This window comes from Mesorhizobium sp. CO1-1-7 (assembly GCF_020164885.1).
GTDB lineage: Bacteria > Pseudomonadota > Alphaproteobacteria > Rhizobiales > Rhizobiaceae > Mesorhizobium > Mesorhizobium australicum.
The window spans coordinates 552,697-567,832 of sequence record NZ_JAIUHA010000001.1; the positions used below are offsets into that span (position 1 = coordinate 552,697).

At 64.0% G+C, this 15,136-nt stretch carries 12 protein-coding genes and 1 pseudogene; 6 read left to right on the top strand and 7 right to left on the bottom strand.

The window, feature by feature from the left end; translation table 11 throughout:
• The first annotated feature begins 74 nt into the window (after positions 1-74).
• Both LB516_RS02520 and LB516_RS02525 read left to right on the top strand, forming a co-directional pair.
• The gene (locus tag LB516_RS02520) at positions 75-1,067 is read left to right on the top strand and encodes an adenosine kinase (protein ID WP_224524306.1); all 993 of its coding nucleotides are present in this window, start codon (positions 75-77) and stop codon (positions 1,065-1,067) included.
• 271 nt (positions 1,068-1,338) lie between these two features.
• Positions 1,339-2,055 (top strand): antitoxin Xre/MbcA/ParS toxin-binding domain-containing protein, encoded by a 717-nt coding sequence (locus LB516_RS02525; RefSeq protein ID WP_140723207.1) that lies wholly within the window; start codon positions 1,339-1,341, stop codon positions 2,053-2,055.
• Positions 2,056-2,066: 11 nt separating this feature from the next.
• On the opposite strand, the pseudogene LB516_RS02530 reads toward LB516_RS02525, so the two are convergent.
• Positions 2,067-2,239 (bottom strand): annotated as a pseudogene (locus LB516_RS02530) (arginase family protein); the annotation flags it as partial.
• 62 nt (positions 2,240-2,301) lie between these two features.
• Here LB516_RS02530 and LB516_RS02535 point away from each other — a divergent pair.
• The gene (locus LB516_RS02535; protein ID WP_224593328.1) at positions 2,302-2,505 is read left to right on the top strand and encodes a hypothetical protein; all 204 of its coding nucleotides are present in this window, start codon (positions 2,302-2,304) and stop codon (positions 2,503-2,505) included.
• Between the two features lie 24 nt (positions 2,506-2,529).
• Here the strand turns inward: LB516_RS02535 and LB516_RS02540 are convergent, their stop codons facing one another.
• Both LB516_RS02540 and LB516_RS02545 read right to left on the bottom strand, forming a co-directional pair.
• Positions 2,530-4,809 carry an NADP-dependent malic enzyme gene (locus LB516_RS02540; protein ID WP_224593326.1) on the bottom strand — a complete coding sequence of 760 codons (2,280 nt, stop codon included), beginning with the start codon at positions 4,807-4,809 and terminating at the stop codon, positions 2,530-2,532.
• A gap of 132 nt (positions 4,810-4,941) precedes the next feature.
• On the bottom strand, positions 4,942-6,135 hold the full coding sequence (locus tag LB516_RS02545) for a glycosyltransferase (RefSeq protein ID WP_224593324.1): 1,194 nt from the start codon (positions 6,133-6,135) through the stop codon (positions 4,942-4,944).
• 160 nt (positions 6,136-6,295) lie between these two features.
• Here LB516_RS02545 and mutS point away from each other — a divergent pair, with 160 nt between their 5' ends.
• Positions 6,296-9,028: a DNA mismatch repair protein MutS gene (mutS, locus tag LB516_RS02550; RefSeq protein WP_224718853.1), complete on the top strand. Its 2,733-nt coding sequence runs from the start codon at positions 6,296-6,298 to the stop codon at positions 9,026-9,028.
• Here mutS and LB516_RS02555 read toward each other — a convergent pair whose 3' ends face one another.
• From LB516_RS02555 to LB516_RS02565, 3 genes are all read right to left on the bottom strand, one after another.
• Positions 9,029-9,874, bottom strand: a complete 846-nt coding sequence (locus LB516_RS02555) for an aldo/keto reductase (RefSeq protein WP_140614899.1) — start codon at positions 9,872-9,874, stop codon at positions 9,029-9,031.
• A gap of 97 nt (positions 9,875-9,971) precedes the next feature.
• The gene (locus tag LB516_RS02560; RefSeq protein ID WP_140614900.1) at positions 9,972-10,364 is read right to left on the bottom strand and encodes a DUF305 domain-containing protein; all 393 of its coding nucleotides are present in this window, start codon (positions 10,362-10,364) and stop codon (positions 9,972-9,974) included.
• A gap of 43 nt (positions 10,365-10,407) precedes the next feature.
• The gene (locus LB516_RS02565) at positions 10,408-12,921 is read right to left on the bottom strand and encodes a heavy metal translocating P-type ATPase (RefSeq protein ID WP_224718854.1); all 2,514 of its coding nucleotides are present in this window, start codon (positions 12,919-12,921) and stop codon (positions 10,408-10,410) included.
• 202 nt (positions 12,922-13,123) lie between these two features.
• Between LB516_RS02565 and LB516_RS02570 the strand changes: the two genes are divergently transcribed.
• Positions 13,124-13,936, top strand: a complete 813-nt coding sequence (locus LB516_RS02570) for a glycosyltransferase family 25 protein (RefSeq protein ID WP_224718855.1) — start codon at positions 13,124-13,126, stop codon at positions 13,934-13,936.
• On the opposite strand, the gene LB516_RS02575 is transcribed toward LB516_RS02570, so the two are convergent.
• Positions 13,923-14,150: a hypothetical protein gene (locus LB516_RS02575; protein WP_224718856.1), complete on the bottom strand. Its 228-nt coding sequence runs from the start codon at positions 14,148-14,150 to the stop codon at positions 13,923-13,925. The two genes, LB516_RS02570 and LB516_RS02575, sit on opposite strands and share 14 nt — an antisense overlap.
• Positions 14,151-14,257: 107 nt before the next feature.
• Between LB516_RS02575 and LB516_RS02580 the strand changes: the two genes are divergently transcribed.
• On the top strand, positions 14,258-15,061 hold the full coding sequence (locus LB516_RS02580) for a glycosyltransferase family 25 protein (protein WP_224718857.1): 804 nt from the start codon (positions 14,258-14,260) through the stop codon (positions 15,059-15,061).
• Positions 15,062-15,136: the final 75 nt, after the last annotated feature.

Below are 15,136 nucleotides of genomic sequence, written 5' to 3' on the forward strand. Positions count from 1 at the left end.
CAGTTTTCAGGGTCATGCTGTAGACCCGCGCGGGCATGGCAAGAAGCCGGCCCGGGTTTTTGGCGGAGACATTGATGCCGGATTATGACGTGCTTTGCATCGGCAATGCGATTGTCGACATCATCGCCCAGTGCGAGGAAGAATTCCTCGAGACCAACGGCATCATCAAGGGCGCGATGAATCTCATCGACACGCAGCGCGCCGAATTGCTCTACAGCCGCATGGGCCCGGCGATCGAGGCCTCCGGCGGCAGCGCCGGCAACACGGCGGCCGGTGTCGCCTCCTTCGGCGGACGCGCCGCCTTCTTCGGCAAGGTCTCCAGCGATGCGCTGGGCGAAATCTACGCGCACGACATCCACGCGCAGGGTGTCGCCTTCGACACCAAGCCGCTCCAGGGCGAGCCGCCGACGGCGCGTTCGATGATCTTCGTCACGCCCGATGGCGAGCGCTCGATGAACACCTATCTCGGCGCCTGCGTCGAACTCGGCCCGGAAGATGTCGAAGCCGACAAGGCGTCCGGCGCCAAGGTGACCTATTTCGAGGGTTATCTGTGGGACCCGCCGCGCGCCAAGGAAGCGATCCGGCAGACGGCGAAACTGGCGCACGCTGCCGGTCGCGAAGTATCTATGACCTTATCGGATTCGTTCTGCGTCGACCGTTACCGCGACGAGTTCCTAGACCTGATGCGTTCGGGCACGGTCGATATCGTTTTTGCCAACAGCCACGAGATCAAGTCGCTTTACCAGACGTCATCGTTCGAGGAAGCGCTGGCGCGGATCCGCAAGGATTGCAAGATCGCGGCGGTTACCCGCTCCGAAAAGGGCTCGGTTATCGTGCGTGGCGACGAGACCGTGGTCATCCAGGCGACCGCCATCAAGGAACTGGTCGACACGACGGGCGCCGGCGATCTCTACGCCGCCGGTTTCCTGCATGGCTACACACAGGGACGCGACCTCCAGACCTGCGGCGATCTTGGCTCACTGGCGGCCGGATTGGTGATCCAGCAGATCGGCCCCAGGCCAAGGCAGAATCTGCGCAAAGAGGCCGAGCGGGCGGGGTTGCTGTAACAACGCCCTTTCTCTTCGCCCGCTGTTGGGGAAAGGAGGCAAGCGCGGACCGCTTCTCATCGTCGCGCAGTTGTCACATACCGCCCCTACACGCAAATGCGAGCGTGCCGTGACTGACATTTCGACATGCTAATCGGGGTGTGAAGCAATGCAGGACAGCAACCTGTCGGGTCGCTGCATCTGTTGCCGTCGCACTTTCCACTTTCCGCCGTAACCGTTCAACAACCGGCCGCGGCCAAGGGAGGAGAGCGCGCGGCCAGAAAACAGATGCATGACAAGATTTCAGACCAAGACGACATTCCAGACCAAGACGACCGGCATCACGCAGGACGATTTCGCCGACATGGTGGCGGAAAGGGTCGAGCGTGCGCTTGCCCACTATGACGAAGCCATCAACGGCCCCACAATGGTCTCGGTCGGCAAGATCGCCGGCTCGATAGCGTCCGCCGTCACCTTGCTGTCGCCCAAGCACCAGCGCGCCATCGACGCCATCCATGCCGACCTTCCGGGCCTGGCCCAGAAATTCGTGCGGGCGCTGGCGGCGGAAGCCGCACGCCGCGGCGAAGCCGGCGCCATGACCGCCACGACGCTGTCGGCAGAGGCTGAAACAGTTGCCGCGCTTCCCCAGTCCGACGACCTCGAATCGATGCTGATCGAGGACTGGGCCGGACGCGTCGCCGGCTCGACCTATCTGGAAGAGAACCTGCGCATCGCCCGCTCCACCCTGCACCGCTGGCAAAGGCGCGGCGACGTCATCGCTCTGCGCAAGGGTGGCCGCAAGCACGTCTTCCCGCTGGCGCAGTTCGTCGATGGCAGGCCGGTCGCGGGCATAAGCGACGTGCTGGAGCTGATCGGCAATCCGAGACTCGCATGGCTGTGGCTGACCCGTCCAGCGGCACAGCTCGACGGCCGCATTCCGATCGACCTGCTGCGGCAGGACCAGGCGGAGGAAGTCGTGGAGGCGGCGCGGGCGTTCGCGCCGGGGTGAAGTCGGCGCGGTCATCCCTTTCGTTCCGCGAGCAGGCCGAGATAGTGCTGCAGCACCGCCGCCCCGGCAAGCGACGTGACATCGGCGTGGTCATAGGCGGGCGCCACCTCGACAACGTCGGCGCCGACAATGAGTGCCCGTGCCGGGAGATAGGCCGGTCGAGGCAATCGATGTCGAAGGTCAGACGCGAGCCCGATCTTCCACGACCCGGCGCTTGCCGTCCGTGAGGCCGTCAATGGCGGCGGCGTGGCGCTGGCCGACAACATCATGGTCAAGGACCTGCTGGCCAGCGGCCAGCTGGTCGCGCCCTTCACGATCCGCCACGCAATTCCACAGAGCTACTGCCTGTGGCAGAAGCCGGGCAACCGCATTTCAATCAGCGTCAGGCTGTTCCGGGATTGGCTGCTGTCGGAGATCGCCAGCCACAAGCAGGTGATGCGGCTGGCGTGAGGCGTCCAACACGGGGGAAGCCCCTCAAGCCCCCGCCGTATAGGCGGCGATCGCCGCCATGTTGACGATATCGCTGTCCTTGGCATTCAGCGACACGATCTGCACCGGCTTGTTCAGGCCGACCAGCAGCGGGCCGATGACGGTCGAGCCGCCCAGTTCCTGCAGCATCTTGGTCGAGATGGAGGCCGAGTGGAAAGCCGGCATGATCAGGACGTTGGCCGGACCGGTCAGCCTTATGAACGGGTATTGCGCCATGGCGCGGGCGTTGAGCGCGACGTCGGCGGCCATTTCGCCATCGTATTCGAAATCGACGCGGCGCTTGTCGAGGATGCGCACGGCTTCCTGGACGCGCTCGGAACGTTCGCCCTGTGGATGGCCGAAAGTGGAATAGGCAAGCATGGCGAGCCTTGGCTCGTAGCCCATGCGGCGCGCGAAGCCCGCCGCTTCCTCGGCGATGTCGGCGATCTGCTCGGCGTTGGGCATGTCGTGCACGGCGGTGTCGGCGACGAGCACCGTCTTGCCGCGCGCGAGCACGATCGAGACGCCGATGACGCGGTGACCGGGCTTGGCGTCGATGACGCGCCTGATGTCGTCGAGCGCGGTCGAATAGTTGCGGGTCACGCCGGTGACGATGCCGTCGGCGTCGCCCAGCGCCACCATGCAGGCGGCGAAATGGTTGCGGTCGTTGTTGATCAGCCGCTGGCAGTCGCGGAACAGGAAGCCTTTGCGCTGCATGCGCTCGTAGAGATAGTCGGTGTAGATCGAATTGCGGCGCGACAGGCGCGCATTGATGATCTCGATGCCTTGCTTGTTCAGGTCGATGCCAGCGTGCCTGGCGTTCTCCTTGATGACGTCGTCGCGACCGAGCAGGATGGCGGTGCCGAGCCGCTGATTCACGTAGGAGACGGCGGCGCGCATCACCTGCTCCTCCTCGCCCTCGGCGAAGACGATGCGCTTGGGCTGGCGGCGCACGCGGTCGTAGATGCGCTGCAGCGTCGAGGCGATCGGGTCGCGGCGGGCGGAAAGCTCCTGCGCGTAACGGTCGAGATCGAGGATCGGCTTGCGGGCGACGCCAGAATCCATTGCAGCCTTGGCCACGGCGATCGGGATGGCCGAGATCAGGCGTGGGTCGAACGGCACCGGGATGATGTAGTTGGGGCCGAATTTCGGCCGGTTGCCCTGATAGGCCGCGGCGACGTCGTCGGGCACGTCCTGGCGCGCCAGTTCGGCCAGCGCGCGGGCGGCGGCGATCTTCATGTCGTCATTGATGGTCGTGGCCCTGACATCCAGCGCACCGCGGAAGATGTAGGGAAAGCCGAGCACGTTGTTGACCTGGTTGGCGTAATCCGACCGCCCGGTGGCCATGATGGCGTCGGTGCGGATCTCGGCCACTTCCTCCGGGGTGATCTCGGGATCGGGGTTAGCCATGGCGAAGATGATCGGGTTCTTGGCCATCGACTGCACCATGGCGGTGGTCAGCGCCCCCTTGGCCGAAAGGCCGAGGAAGACGTCGGCGCCGTCCAGCGCTTCGGCCAGGGAACGCGCCTCCGTCTTGACCGCATGCGCCGATTTCCACTGATTCATGCCCTCGGTGCGGCCCTGGAAGACAACCCCCTTGGTGTCGCAAAGGACGATGTTTTCTGGCGAAAAACCCATCGCCTTCATCAGCTCGATACAGGCGATGCCGGCCGCGCCCGCACCGTTGCAGACCAGCTTCGTGGTCTTCATGTCGCGGCCGGTTATTTCCAGCGCGTTGATCAGACCGGCGGCCGAGATGATGGCGGTGCCGTGCTGGTCGTCATGGAAGACCGGAATGTCCATCAGTTCGCGCAGGCGCTGTTCGATGATGAAGCACTCCGGCGCCTTGATGTCCTCCAGGTTGATGCCGCCGAAGGACGGACCGAGGAAGCGCACGCAGTTGATGAACTCGTCGGCATCCTCGGTGTCGACCTCGAGGTCGATGGAATCGACATCGGCGAAGCGCTTGAACAGCACCGCCTTGCCTTCCATCACCGGCTTGGAGGCCAGCGCGCCGAGATTGCCGAGGCCAAGAATGGCGGTGCCGTTTGAGATGACGGCGACCATGTTGCCGCGCGTCGTGTAATCGAAGGCCCTGGATGGGTCCTCGGCGATGGCGCGCACGGGCACTGCCACGCCTGGCGAATAGGCGAGGCTGAGATCGCGCTGCGTCGTCATCGGCTTGGTGGCGACGATCTCCAGCTTGCCGGGCCGGCCCATGGCGTGGAATTCGAGCGCTTCCTGCGCGCTGACGGACGGACCGTTGTTCTCGGTTTTCCTGGCCATGATGCTTTTGATTTCCTCGCCGGTGCGGCACCTCCTTGAAGCGGGTACCTGTGTGCTTGCGAATTAAGACCACGGGCCGCCGCGTGTAAACCACGAAGCTGGGCAAAGCTGCTTCAAAGCGGAAACGGCCGGTCAGAAGCCGTTTGGCCGCCTCCTTAATGCCGTGATTTCATTCGCGTGCCGGCGCACCGCCGCCCAGCGCCGCAGCAGCCCAATTTCGGGAAACGGCCATTGCGTCAGCGGCGGTTGGCTGCTTCCCATCCTCTTCAACAGGTCGGACAGGAACACTGTGAGTTCCTGCCGTTGAGCCCGCACCTTGGCCAGCGTGCGGTTGCGAATCTCATCGCGGGGAATGGCGCGGTCGCGCAACGTCTCGACCGCGCGCCGGAGCGCCGCCGGATCGGGCTCGGCGATGATGCAATAGTCCGGATCGAAAAAGACGTCCCGGCCGCCAAGACTGGGCGTGCTCACCACCGGCAACCCCGCCATCAGATATTCCATGCTGGAGCGCATCGCTCCTTCCGCCGCCGACAGACAGAGACCAACCGCGGCCTGGTTGTAGACGCGGTTGATCTCCTGCGGCGGCAGCCAGCCAGTCAGGCCATCGATGATCGGGTTGGCGATGCGATGCAGCGGCGATTGCGCCTGCAAGCGCCGGATGAAGGCACGGTTGCCGACCCGCGGCAGCTCGCCGATCGAAAAGGTGATGTGGGCGAGCCTTTCGATATCGAAGGCGAGGTGGTGGCGCTTGGTGTGCGAGATGCGAGCATTATAGACCGCGTCGAACTCGACGGGGACATCCGGCAAGGGCCGAAAGATGTCCTCGCTGACCATCAGATTGTGGTTGGAGAAGATCGCGGTTCCTCCGACAGTGGTGACCAGGCGGCGTTCTTCCTCGGTGTTGCAGAGAAAAATCAACTCATGAGCTGGAAACCGCTCGCGGTGCCAGGCGAGGTCCCTGGCGAGCTTTGGGATGAGACGCGGCCGCTCGAGTGTCCAGTTAGGCATCATCAGAAAGGAGGCGCGACGCGAAGCGAAGCGCCGGGCGATCGCCACGATCGAGCTGAGCGGCCGTGCCCCGCCGATCGGCGTGTAGATCACCAGCGGATCATGACTGAGGACATGGACAGCTACCCGGATGCTTCCGTCGAGACCCGAGAAAGGGCCGGTAGTCGGAAGGATGAAAGGAAGCCGATTGGCCGCCAGCTGCTTCAGATTGCCTACACTTTGGCCGGCCTGCCGAGCAGCATTGAGCCAGAAGCGTTCGAGCGCCGAGTCGATAGGTCCCACCATCTCCTCGAACGTTTCGTGCCCGTCTTTGTCCATGACGCCCCCGCCATTATTGCCCAAGATGACAGATATTCGCGATCGCCGCGTCGGGCAATGCAGCTGAACAGCCGTTCCATGAAGACAGCTCGCGGTCTTCCCCTGCTTTTCGATGGCCTGGCATTAAACCCCGCCATCACATCTGCTAGCGTGCCGCGCCATGAACATGCACAGCCCAAACGAGCCCGACGCCGCCCCCGAGGCGATGACGCCGCCGCAGCCCGGCGCTGCCGCCGTCACGCCGATGATGGAGCAGTTCATCGAGATCAAGGCGGCTAACCCGGATTCGCTGCTGTTCTACCGCATGGGCGATTTCTACGAGCTGTTCTTCGACGATGCCGAGAAGGCGAGCCGGGCGCTGGGCATCGTGCTCACCAAACGCGGCAAGCATCAGGGCCACGACATTCCAATGTGCGGCGTGCCGGTGCATGCGGCCGACGACTATTTGCAGAAGCTGATCAGCCAGGGCTTCCGCGTTGCCGTCTGCGAGCAGATCGAGGATCCGGCCGAGGCCAAGAAGCGCGGCTCCAAATCGGTCGTGCGCCGCGACGTGGTGCGGCTGGTGACGCCGGGAACCATCACCGAGGACAAACTGCTGGCGCCGTCGGAATCGAGTTATCTGATGGCGTTGGGTCGGGTGAAGGGCGGCAGCGAGCACAGCTTTGCAATTGCCTGGATCGACATCTCGACTGGTGCTTTCCGCGTCGCCGAGACCACCGCCGACCGGCTGCTGGCCGACATCTTCCGTGTCGATCCGCGCGAACTCATCGTCGCCGAGCCGGTGTTCCATGATCCCGACCTGAAGCCGGTGTTCGACGTGCTCGGCCGTGTCGCCAGCCCACAGCCGCCGAGCCTGTTCGATTCGGCCTCGGCCACGGGGCGGATCGCGCGTTTTTTCGAGGTGGCGACACCGGACAGTTTCGGCACGTTTTCGCGCGCCGAATTGTCGGCGATCTCAGGCGCCATCGCCTATGTCGAGAAAACGCAAAAGGCCGAGCGGCCGCCGCTGTCGCGGCCCGAGCGCGAGGAGCAGGGCTCGACCCTGTTCATCGATCCGGCGACGCGCGGCAATCTCGAACTGTTGCGTACGCTGTCCGGCAGCCGCGAGGGTTCGCTGTTCAAGGCAATCGACCGCACGGTGACCGGTGGCGGCGCGAGGTTGCTCGCCGACCGGCTGATGGCGCCGCTGACCGACCCGGCGGCCATCGGCGCGCGGCTGGACTCCGTCTCGTTCTTCCGCTCCGAGGTCAGGCATTGCCAGGCGGTGCGGATGAGCCTGAAGAGCGTCGCCGACATGCCGCGCGCCCTGTCCAGGCTGGCACTCAACCGGGGCGGGCCACGCGATCTCGGCGCGCTCCGCGCTGGTTTCGAGGCGGCCGGTGCCATCGCCGAAACCTTTGCCGCGACCGCCCTGCCCCAGGAGTTGGCCGGCGCGATGGCCGCGATCAAGGCGCTGCCCGAGGCGCTTGCCCAACATCTCACCCAGGCGCTCGGCGAGGAACTGCCGCTGCTCAAACGCGACGGCGGCTTCGTTCGTGGCGGCTACCACCCGGAACTCGACGAGATGCGGGCGTTGCGCGACGAGTCGCGAAAAGTGATCGCCGGACTGGAGCGCTCGCTGATCGAGGAAACCGGCATCCGCTCCCTGAAGATCCGGCACAACAATGTGCTGGGTTACTACATCGAGGTGACGGCCAATCATCACGCCGCCATGACTGGCAGCGATGGCGCCAAGGCGCGCTTTATTCACCGCCAGACCATGGCCAACGCCATGCGTTTCACCACGACCGAACTCGCCGAACTCGAGACCAAGATCGCCAATGCCGCCGACCGGGCACTGAGCATCGAACTGGCCGCCTTCGATGCGCTGACGGCGGAAGCCGTCGGCGCGGCCGAGGCGATCCGCGCCGGCGCCGACGCGCTCGCCGTGCTCGACGTGTCGGCGGCGCTTGCGCTTTTGTCGGAAAGCGAGGCCTGGTGCCGGCCGGTGGTGGATTCTAGCCTTGCCTTCGAGATTTCTGGCGGGCGGCATCCAGTGGTCGAACAGGCGCTGCGCCGTTCGGGCGAAGGCCCGTTCGTCGCCAATGATTGCGACCTCTCGCCGGAGGGCAATGCCAGGAACGGCGCGATCTGGCTGCTGACCGGCCCCAATATGGGTGGCAAGTCGACGTTCCTGCGGCAGAACGCGCTGATCGCCATCCTGGCCCAGACCGGCTCCTTCGTGCCGGCGACATCGGCCCATATCGGCGTCGTCGACCGGCTGTTCTCACGCGTCGGCGCGTCGGACGACCTGGCGCGCGGCCGCTCGACCTTCATGGTCGAGATGGTGGAGACGGCGGCGATCCTCAACCAGGCCGGCGAACGGGCGCTGGTGATCCTCGACGAGATCGGCCGCGGCACCGCCACCTTCGACGGGCTGTCGATTGCCTGGGCGGCGGTGGAGTATCTGCACGAGAAGAACCGCTGCCGGGCGATCTTCGCCACCCACTTCCACGAAATGACGTCGCTCGCCGGCAAGCTGGCGCGGCTTTCCAACGTCACCATGCGGGTCAAGGAGTGGGAAGGCGACGTCGTTTTCCTGCACGAGGTCGGCAAGGGTGCCGCCGACCGCTCCTACGGCGTCCAGGTAGCCCGCCTTGCGGGCCTGCCGGAAGCGGTGGTCGACCGCGCCAAGGCGGTGCTGCACCAATTGGAGCAAGGCGAGGTCTCCGGCAAGACCAACCGGCTGGTCGATGACCTGCCGCTGTTTTCGGTGGCGATGAAGCGGGAAGCGCCAAAGCTGGTGAAGAGCGACGCTGTGGGCGCGGCACTCGGTGAGATCAATCCCGACGAGATGACCCCCAAGGAAGCGCTGGAGGCGCTTTACCGGCTGAAGGGGCTGGCGGAGAAATAGTCAGATCATTTCCAGTCCGCGCTTGCGCGTCGGTGGGGGGAATGCACGGTCGAGATCGGCGAGGTCATCGGCCGTAAGCTTTATGTCCAGCGCGGCAAAATTCTGGCGGACGTGCTCCTGGCTGCTGGCCTTGGGAATGGCGATAACGCCGTCCTGATGCATCACCCAGGCCAAGGCGATTTGCGCAGGGGTCGCATTGTGACGGGCGGCGATGGCGTCAAGCCTGCTGTTGCGCGCCAAAGCACCCTGCTCCACCGGCGAATAGGCCATCAGCGGAATGCCGCGCTGGCGGCTCCATGGTGCAAGGTCGAATTCGGGGCCGCGCCGGATCAGATTGTAGAGCACCTGATTGGTCTGGACATTGCCGCCCGAGCGCAAACCGGTGAGCTCTTCCATTTCATCGGTATCGAAATTGCTGACGCCCCAGTGGCGGATCTTGCCGGCCTTCTTCAACGCCTCGAAGGCCTCGACCGTCTCGCCCAAAGGCACGCTGCCCGGCCAGTGCAGGAGATAGAGATCGATGCGGTCGGTGCGCAGCCGCTTCAGGCTTTTCTCGCAAGCCGCCGGCACGCCGGTGCGCGAAGCATTGGACGGCAGCACCTTGGAGACGAGAAAGAGTTCTTCGCGCCGGCCGGCGATGGCTTCGGCCACCACCTCCTCGGCGCCGCCGCTGGCATACATTTCGGCGGTGTCGATCAGCGTCATGCCGAGGTCCAGCCCAAGCTTCAAGGCATTGACCTCCCCGGCTCGACGGCGGGCATCCTCGCCCATTTTCCAGGTGCCCTGTCCCAGCACCTGGACGGCTTCGCCCGAAGGCAGCTTGGTGGTTCTTGTCGTCGTGGGCATGGGGGCTCCTGGGTAAGCGATCGAGGCGCTTGGCATCACAAGCATACGGAGAAATCCAGGATGGAGCTCGGGTTCTCCGGTCGCCGCCGTTGATGCCTTACTTCACCGGATGGGCGGCGAGCCAGTCCTGCATCTGCTTGATTTCGGCTTCCTGCGCGGCGATGACGTTTTCGGCGAGTTTGCGGATTTCCGGATCCTTGCCGTTGGCCAGTTCGACCTTGGCCATGTCGATCGCCCCCTGATGATGCGGGATCATGCCGCGGACGAAATCGACATCGGCGTTGCCGGTATATTGGGAGGCCATCATGTCGGTATGCATCTTGTCCATCGCCGCCTTGTAGCCCGCCGTGGAAGGGCTTTCCGCCCCCATGGCCATGGCACCCATGTCGTGCTTCATCTCCTCGCTCTGCGCCGGCACGCTTTCGAGGAAAACGGCAAGCAGCATTCCGGCGGCCATCAGCAGCAGCACGAGTTTTTTAGCCAAGGTCATTCATGGTCTCCTGTCGGTTGGGTTTCGTATCTGGGGGTTAATCTCAGAGTTTCAACGTTCTCAGGCGCAATGCGTTTGCGATCACGGAAACCGAGGACAGGCTCATCGCCGCCGCCGCCAGCATCGGCGACAGAAGCGTGCCGGTGAGCGGATAAAGCACGCCGGCCGCGACCGGCACGCCAAGCACATTGTAAAGGAAGGCGAAGAACAGGTTCTGCCGGATGTTGCCGATGGTGGCCTGCGCCAGGGTTCGGGCGCGGACGATGCCGTTGAGGTCGCCCTTGACCAAGGTGATGCCGGCGCTTTCGACCGCGACATCGGCGCCCGTTCCCATGGCGATGCCGACATCGGCGGCGGCAAGCGCGGGCGCATCGTTGACGCCGTCGCCGGCCATGGCGACGGCGGCACCCTTGCCGCGCAGTTCCTCGACCAGCGCTGCCTTCTGTTCCGGCAACAGACCTGCCCGAACCTCGTCTATGCCGAGATGTCCAGCGATCGCCCTGGCCGTGCGCTCATTGTCGCCGGTCGCCATGATGATCCGCAGCCCGCTGCCATGCAGCGCCTTGATCGCCTCGGCCGTGGTCGCCTTGACCGGATCGGCGACGGCGACGATGCCGGCCAGCTTGCCGTCGACAGCGACGAACATCACCGTCTTGCCATCGCCCTGCAAGGCTTCCACCCTGGCCAGGGCCCCGGAAACGTCGATGGCGAGATCGGCCATCATCGCGGCATTGCCGAGCGCGACCTTCTTGTCCGACACCGTGCCGGAAACGCCTTTGCCGGTAACCGCCTCGAAGCTGCCGGCCTCGGCGATCTTCACGCCGCGCTGGCCGGCTCCGTCGACGATGGCCTCGGCCAGCGGATGCTCCGACCCTTTTTCCAGGGCCGCGGCGCATCTCAGCAATTCGTTCTCGGAAAAGCCGCTGGCAGCCACGACATCGGTCAATTTCGGCCGGCCCTCGGTCAGCGTGCCGGTCTTGTCGACGATCAGCGTGTCGACGGAGGCGAAGCGCTCGAGCGCGGCGGCTTCCTTGATCAGCACGCCGGCATGCGCGCCGCGCCCGGTCGCGGTCATGATGGACATCGGTGTGGCGAGACCCAGCGCACAGGGACAGGCGATGATCAGCACCGAAACCGCCGAGACGATGGCGAAGATCAGGCTGGGCTCGGGGCCGAAGATCGCCCAGGCGACGAATGCGGCGATCGCGACCAGGACGACGGTCGGGACAAAGTAGAAGGAAACGCGGTCGGCCAGGCCTTGGATCGGGGCGCGCGAGCGCTGTGCCTTGGCGACGAGTTCGACGATGCGCGACAGCGTCGTCTCGGCGCCGATCCGTTCGGCGCGCATGATCAGCGAGCCATTCTTGTTGAGCGTGCCGCCGGTCAAGGCGTCGCCTTCGGCCTTCTCGACTGGCAAGGGCTCGCCCGTAATCATCGATTCATCGATGGAGGAGCGGCCTTCGAGCACCGTGCCGTCGACCGGGACGGCATCGCCGGGACGGATGCGCAGGCGATCGCCGGTCTTGACCTCGTCCAGCCCGACATCGATCTCGGCGCCGTCCTCGGCGACCCGCCGCGCGGTCTTCGGCGCGAGGTCGAGCAAAGCTCGGATCGCCGATCCGGTCTTCTCGCGGGCGCGCAGTTCCAGCACCTGGCCGAGGAAGACCAGCGCGACGATGACGGCGGCCGCCTCGAAATAGACCGGCACCGCACCGCCATGGCCGCGAAACTGATGCGGAAATATGTCCGGGAAGAGCGTGGCCATGACGCTGTAGAGATAGGCGGCGGCGACACCCAGCGAAATCAGCGTCCACATGTTAGGGCTGCGGTTGAGGATCGAGTCCCAGCCGCGATGGAAAAACGGGAAAGCGGCCCACAGCACCACCGGGCTCGCCAGGACCAGTTCGATCCAGACCTTCGCGCGCTCCTCGACCAGGCCCTCAAGCGACAGGCCTATCATCGGCGCCATGGCGACGATCAGCAGCGGGACCGACAGCACCGCGCTCACCCAGAGGCGTCTGGTGAAGTCGACCAGTTCGGGATTCGGCCCTTCATCGCCCGTCGGCACGCCCATGGGCTCGAGCGCCATGCCGCAGATCGGGCAGGAGCCGGGCTTGTCGCGGATGATCTGCGGATGCATGGGGCAAGTGTATTGCGTGCCCTTGGGCATCGGCGCCGGCGCCGGCCTGTCGCCGAGATAGGTTTGCGGCGCTGCCTCGAACTTCGCCTTGCAGCCGGCGGAACAGAAATAGAAGCCCTGGCCTTCATGGCGGACGAAATACCTGGCGTCGGCGCGGTCGACGATCATGCCGCAGACAGGGTCGACGGCGGTCAGGTAGCGGTCCGGCTCGGCCTGGAACTTCGAATGGCAGCGCTCGCTGCAAAAATGATAGAGGCGGCCGCCATGCTCGAATGTCGGCTTGCCGGCGGGCGGCTCCACCGTCATGCCGCAGACCGGATCGCGCAGAACCGCATCCGAATCTCCGCCCGTGCCCTTTGCCGCGCAGCAGCCGCCATGAGCGCCATGCGTGTGATGATCGTGATCTGAATGCGTCATTTCTAATGCCTCGATGCACCTGCTTCGAGGCAGAGGTAGTGCTTCCAGTAACTGGAAGGTCAAGGGCTGTTTTGAATTCGGTTCTCCGAACCCAGCGGATTGACCAAATGGCGAAAACTGTACACAACCGCGCGCCCACACTAAAAAGCGCGCCGCTTCTAATATATCGTTCACCGCCCATCCCGCTGGACCTTTGTCGACAATGAAGTGCCTGGTCATAAACCTAGATCGGTCCCCGGACCGACTTGCACACATAAGTGCAGAGTTCGCCCGGATCGGCGTCGCGTTCCAACGCGTTGCGGCGGTCGATGCACGTAGCCACCCTGAACTCGGGCAGCAACCGCAACATCCGATTTATGCGTCCCGGCGTTTGTTGGCCAGCGAGGTCGCCTGCCTGCACAGCCACCGCGTCTGCTGGACGATGCTGGCGCAGGACGAGGCTCGCTACGGCGCCATCTTCGAGGACGACGTGGTTTTTTCAGCAAAGGCCGGTCCGTTGCTTGCTGACGACGGCTGGATTCCGCCAGATGCCGACATTGTCAAATTGGAAACGTACTTCAAGAAGACCCTCATTCACCGACGAAGGATCGCCACCGGTCATGGTTTTTCCGCGTTCAGGCTCTACAAGAACCATCCGGGGACCGGGGGTTACATCATCTCCAGACAGGCCGCGCGCGATCTCCTCGAAGCGACCGAAACGATCAATATCACCGCCGACGATCTACTTTTCACCCCGGCGTTCGGAGTTTCGTCCAGCAAGACGATCTACCAGCTCGTCCCTGCGCTGTGTGTGCAGGACCAGTTCGTCAGCGACCGACTGCCAAGCCTGCTTGGGGAGGAGCGGGATGCCGCAAGAACCGGCAATGAGCTTGTCGCGAAACGCAGAAGGCCGACGGCTGAAAGAATTATGAGCGAAGGCGGACGGACAGCGCGGTGGGTTCTCGGCTTCTGCAGAGGCCGGCGACACATCGTTGTCCCCTTCGAGACGACTGGGAAGCCGACTAATCTTGCCTGACGGCCGGCAAGTCCATATCCGGCGCCGCAAGAATGCGCTTGAGCTCCGCCGGAAGGCAAGCCCGACCGACATCTATGGCAAGCTCCAAAGCCTGCCAAGATAAATATAGAGCTTCGCGTTGCTTCCACCTTGCCGTGTGGCGAGCGGACAAAGAAATTGAATCCTGCTCTATCCAAAATATCGATAGTGATTCCAGCCAGGCGATGGTAAACATCCGTGTTTCCCTGTTTATTGACAAAAAACCAAGTCCTTCTCATAAATAAAAGACTCTGGTTCCGCATGTGCTATAGAGCGCCATAAGAAAAAAGTTTTGTTGAAGAAATGAAGTGTCTGGTCATCAACCTCGATAGATCCCCCGACCGGCTTGCCCATATGACGGCGGAGTTTGCGCGCATCGGCCTCGGATTCGAGCGGGTTGCCGCAATCGATGCAAGGGACCGGCCAGACCTCGCGCTGCAGCGCCAGCATGCACGATATGCGGTGCGACGTCTGTCCGGCAGCGAGATCGCATGCTTGCACAGCCATCGCGCCTGCTGGGCCATCATCGCGCAAGACGACGCGCCGTACGGCGCCGTCTTCGAGGACGACATGGTGTTTTCCGCGAAAGCCGATAGGCTGCTTGCCGATGCGAGCTGGATCCCCGCCAACGCAGATGTCGTCAAGCTCGAGACATTCTTCCACACAACCGTGATCCAGCGGGAGAGGTTTCCCGTCGGCGGCGGGTTTTCCCTGTTCAGGCTCCGCAAGAACCATATAGGGACGGGCGGATACCTGCTCTCCCGGCAGATGGCACGCGCCCTTCTCGAGACAACCGCCGATGTCAATGTGGCGGTGGACAATCTCATCTTCGATCCCACATTCGCGATCTCGACCGGCAAGACGATCTACCAGCTTGTTCCGGCGCTCTGTGCGCAGGACCAGTTCGTAGGCAACAGGTTACCGAGCCTGCTCGAACAGGGTCGGGAGGCCGAGTGGGTCGCGAGCGGGCTCGCCAATGGACACAGGATACGGGCACTCGCGCGTATCCGCAGGGAGGCCAGCCGGGCAGCGCGGCAGATCACCGATCTCTGCAGGCTACGGCGGCAGATTGTCGTCCCGCTCGCTCCAGTCGAGGCAAACGACTAGAGCGTTTGCGGGATTGACAGCAGGCCCATACCCAGCGCCGCGAAAACACGCTATAGACGCCGCCCAAAAGGCAAG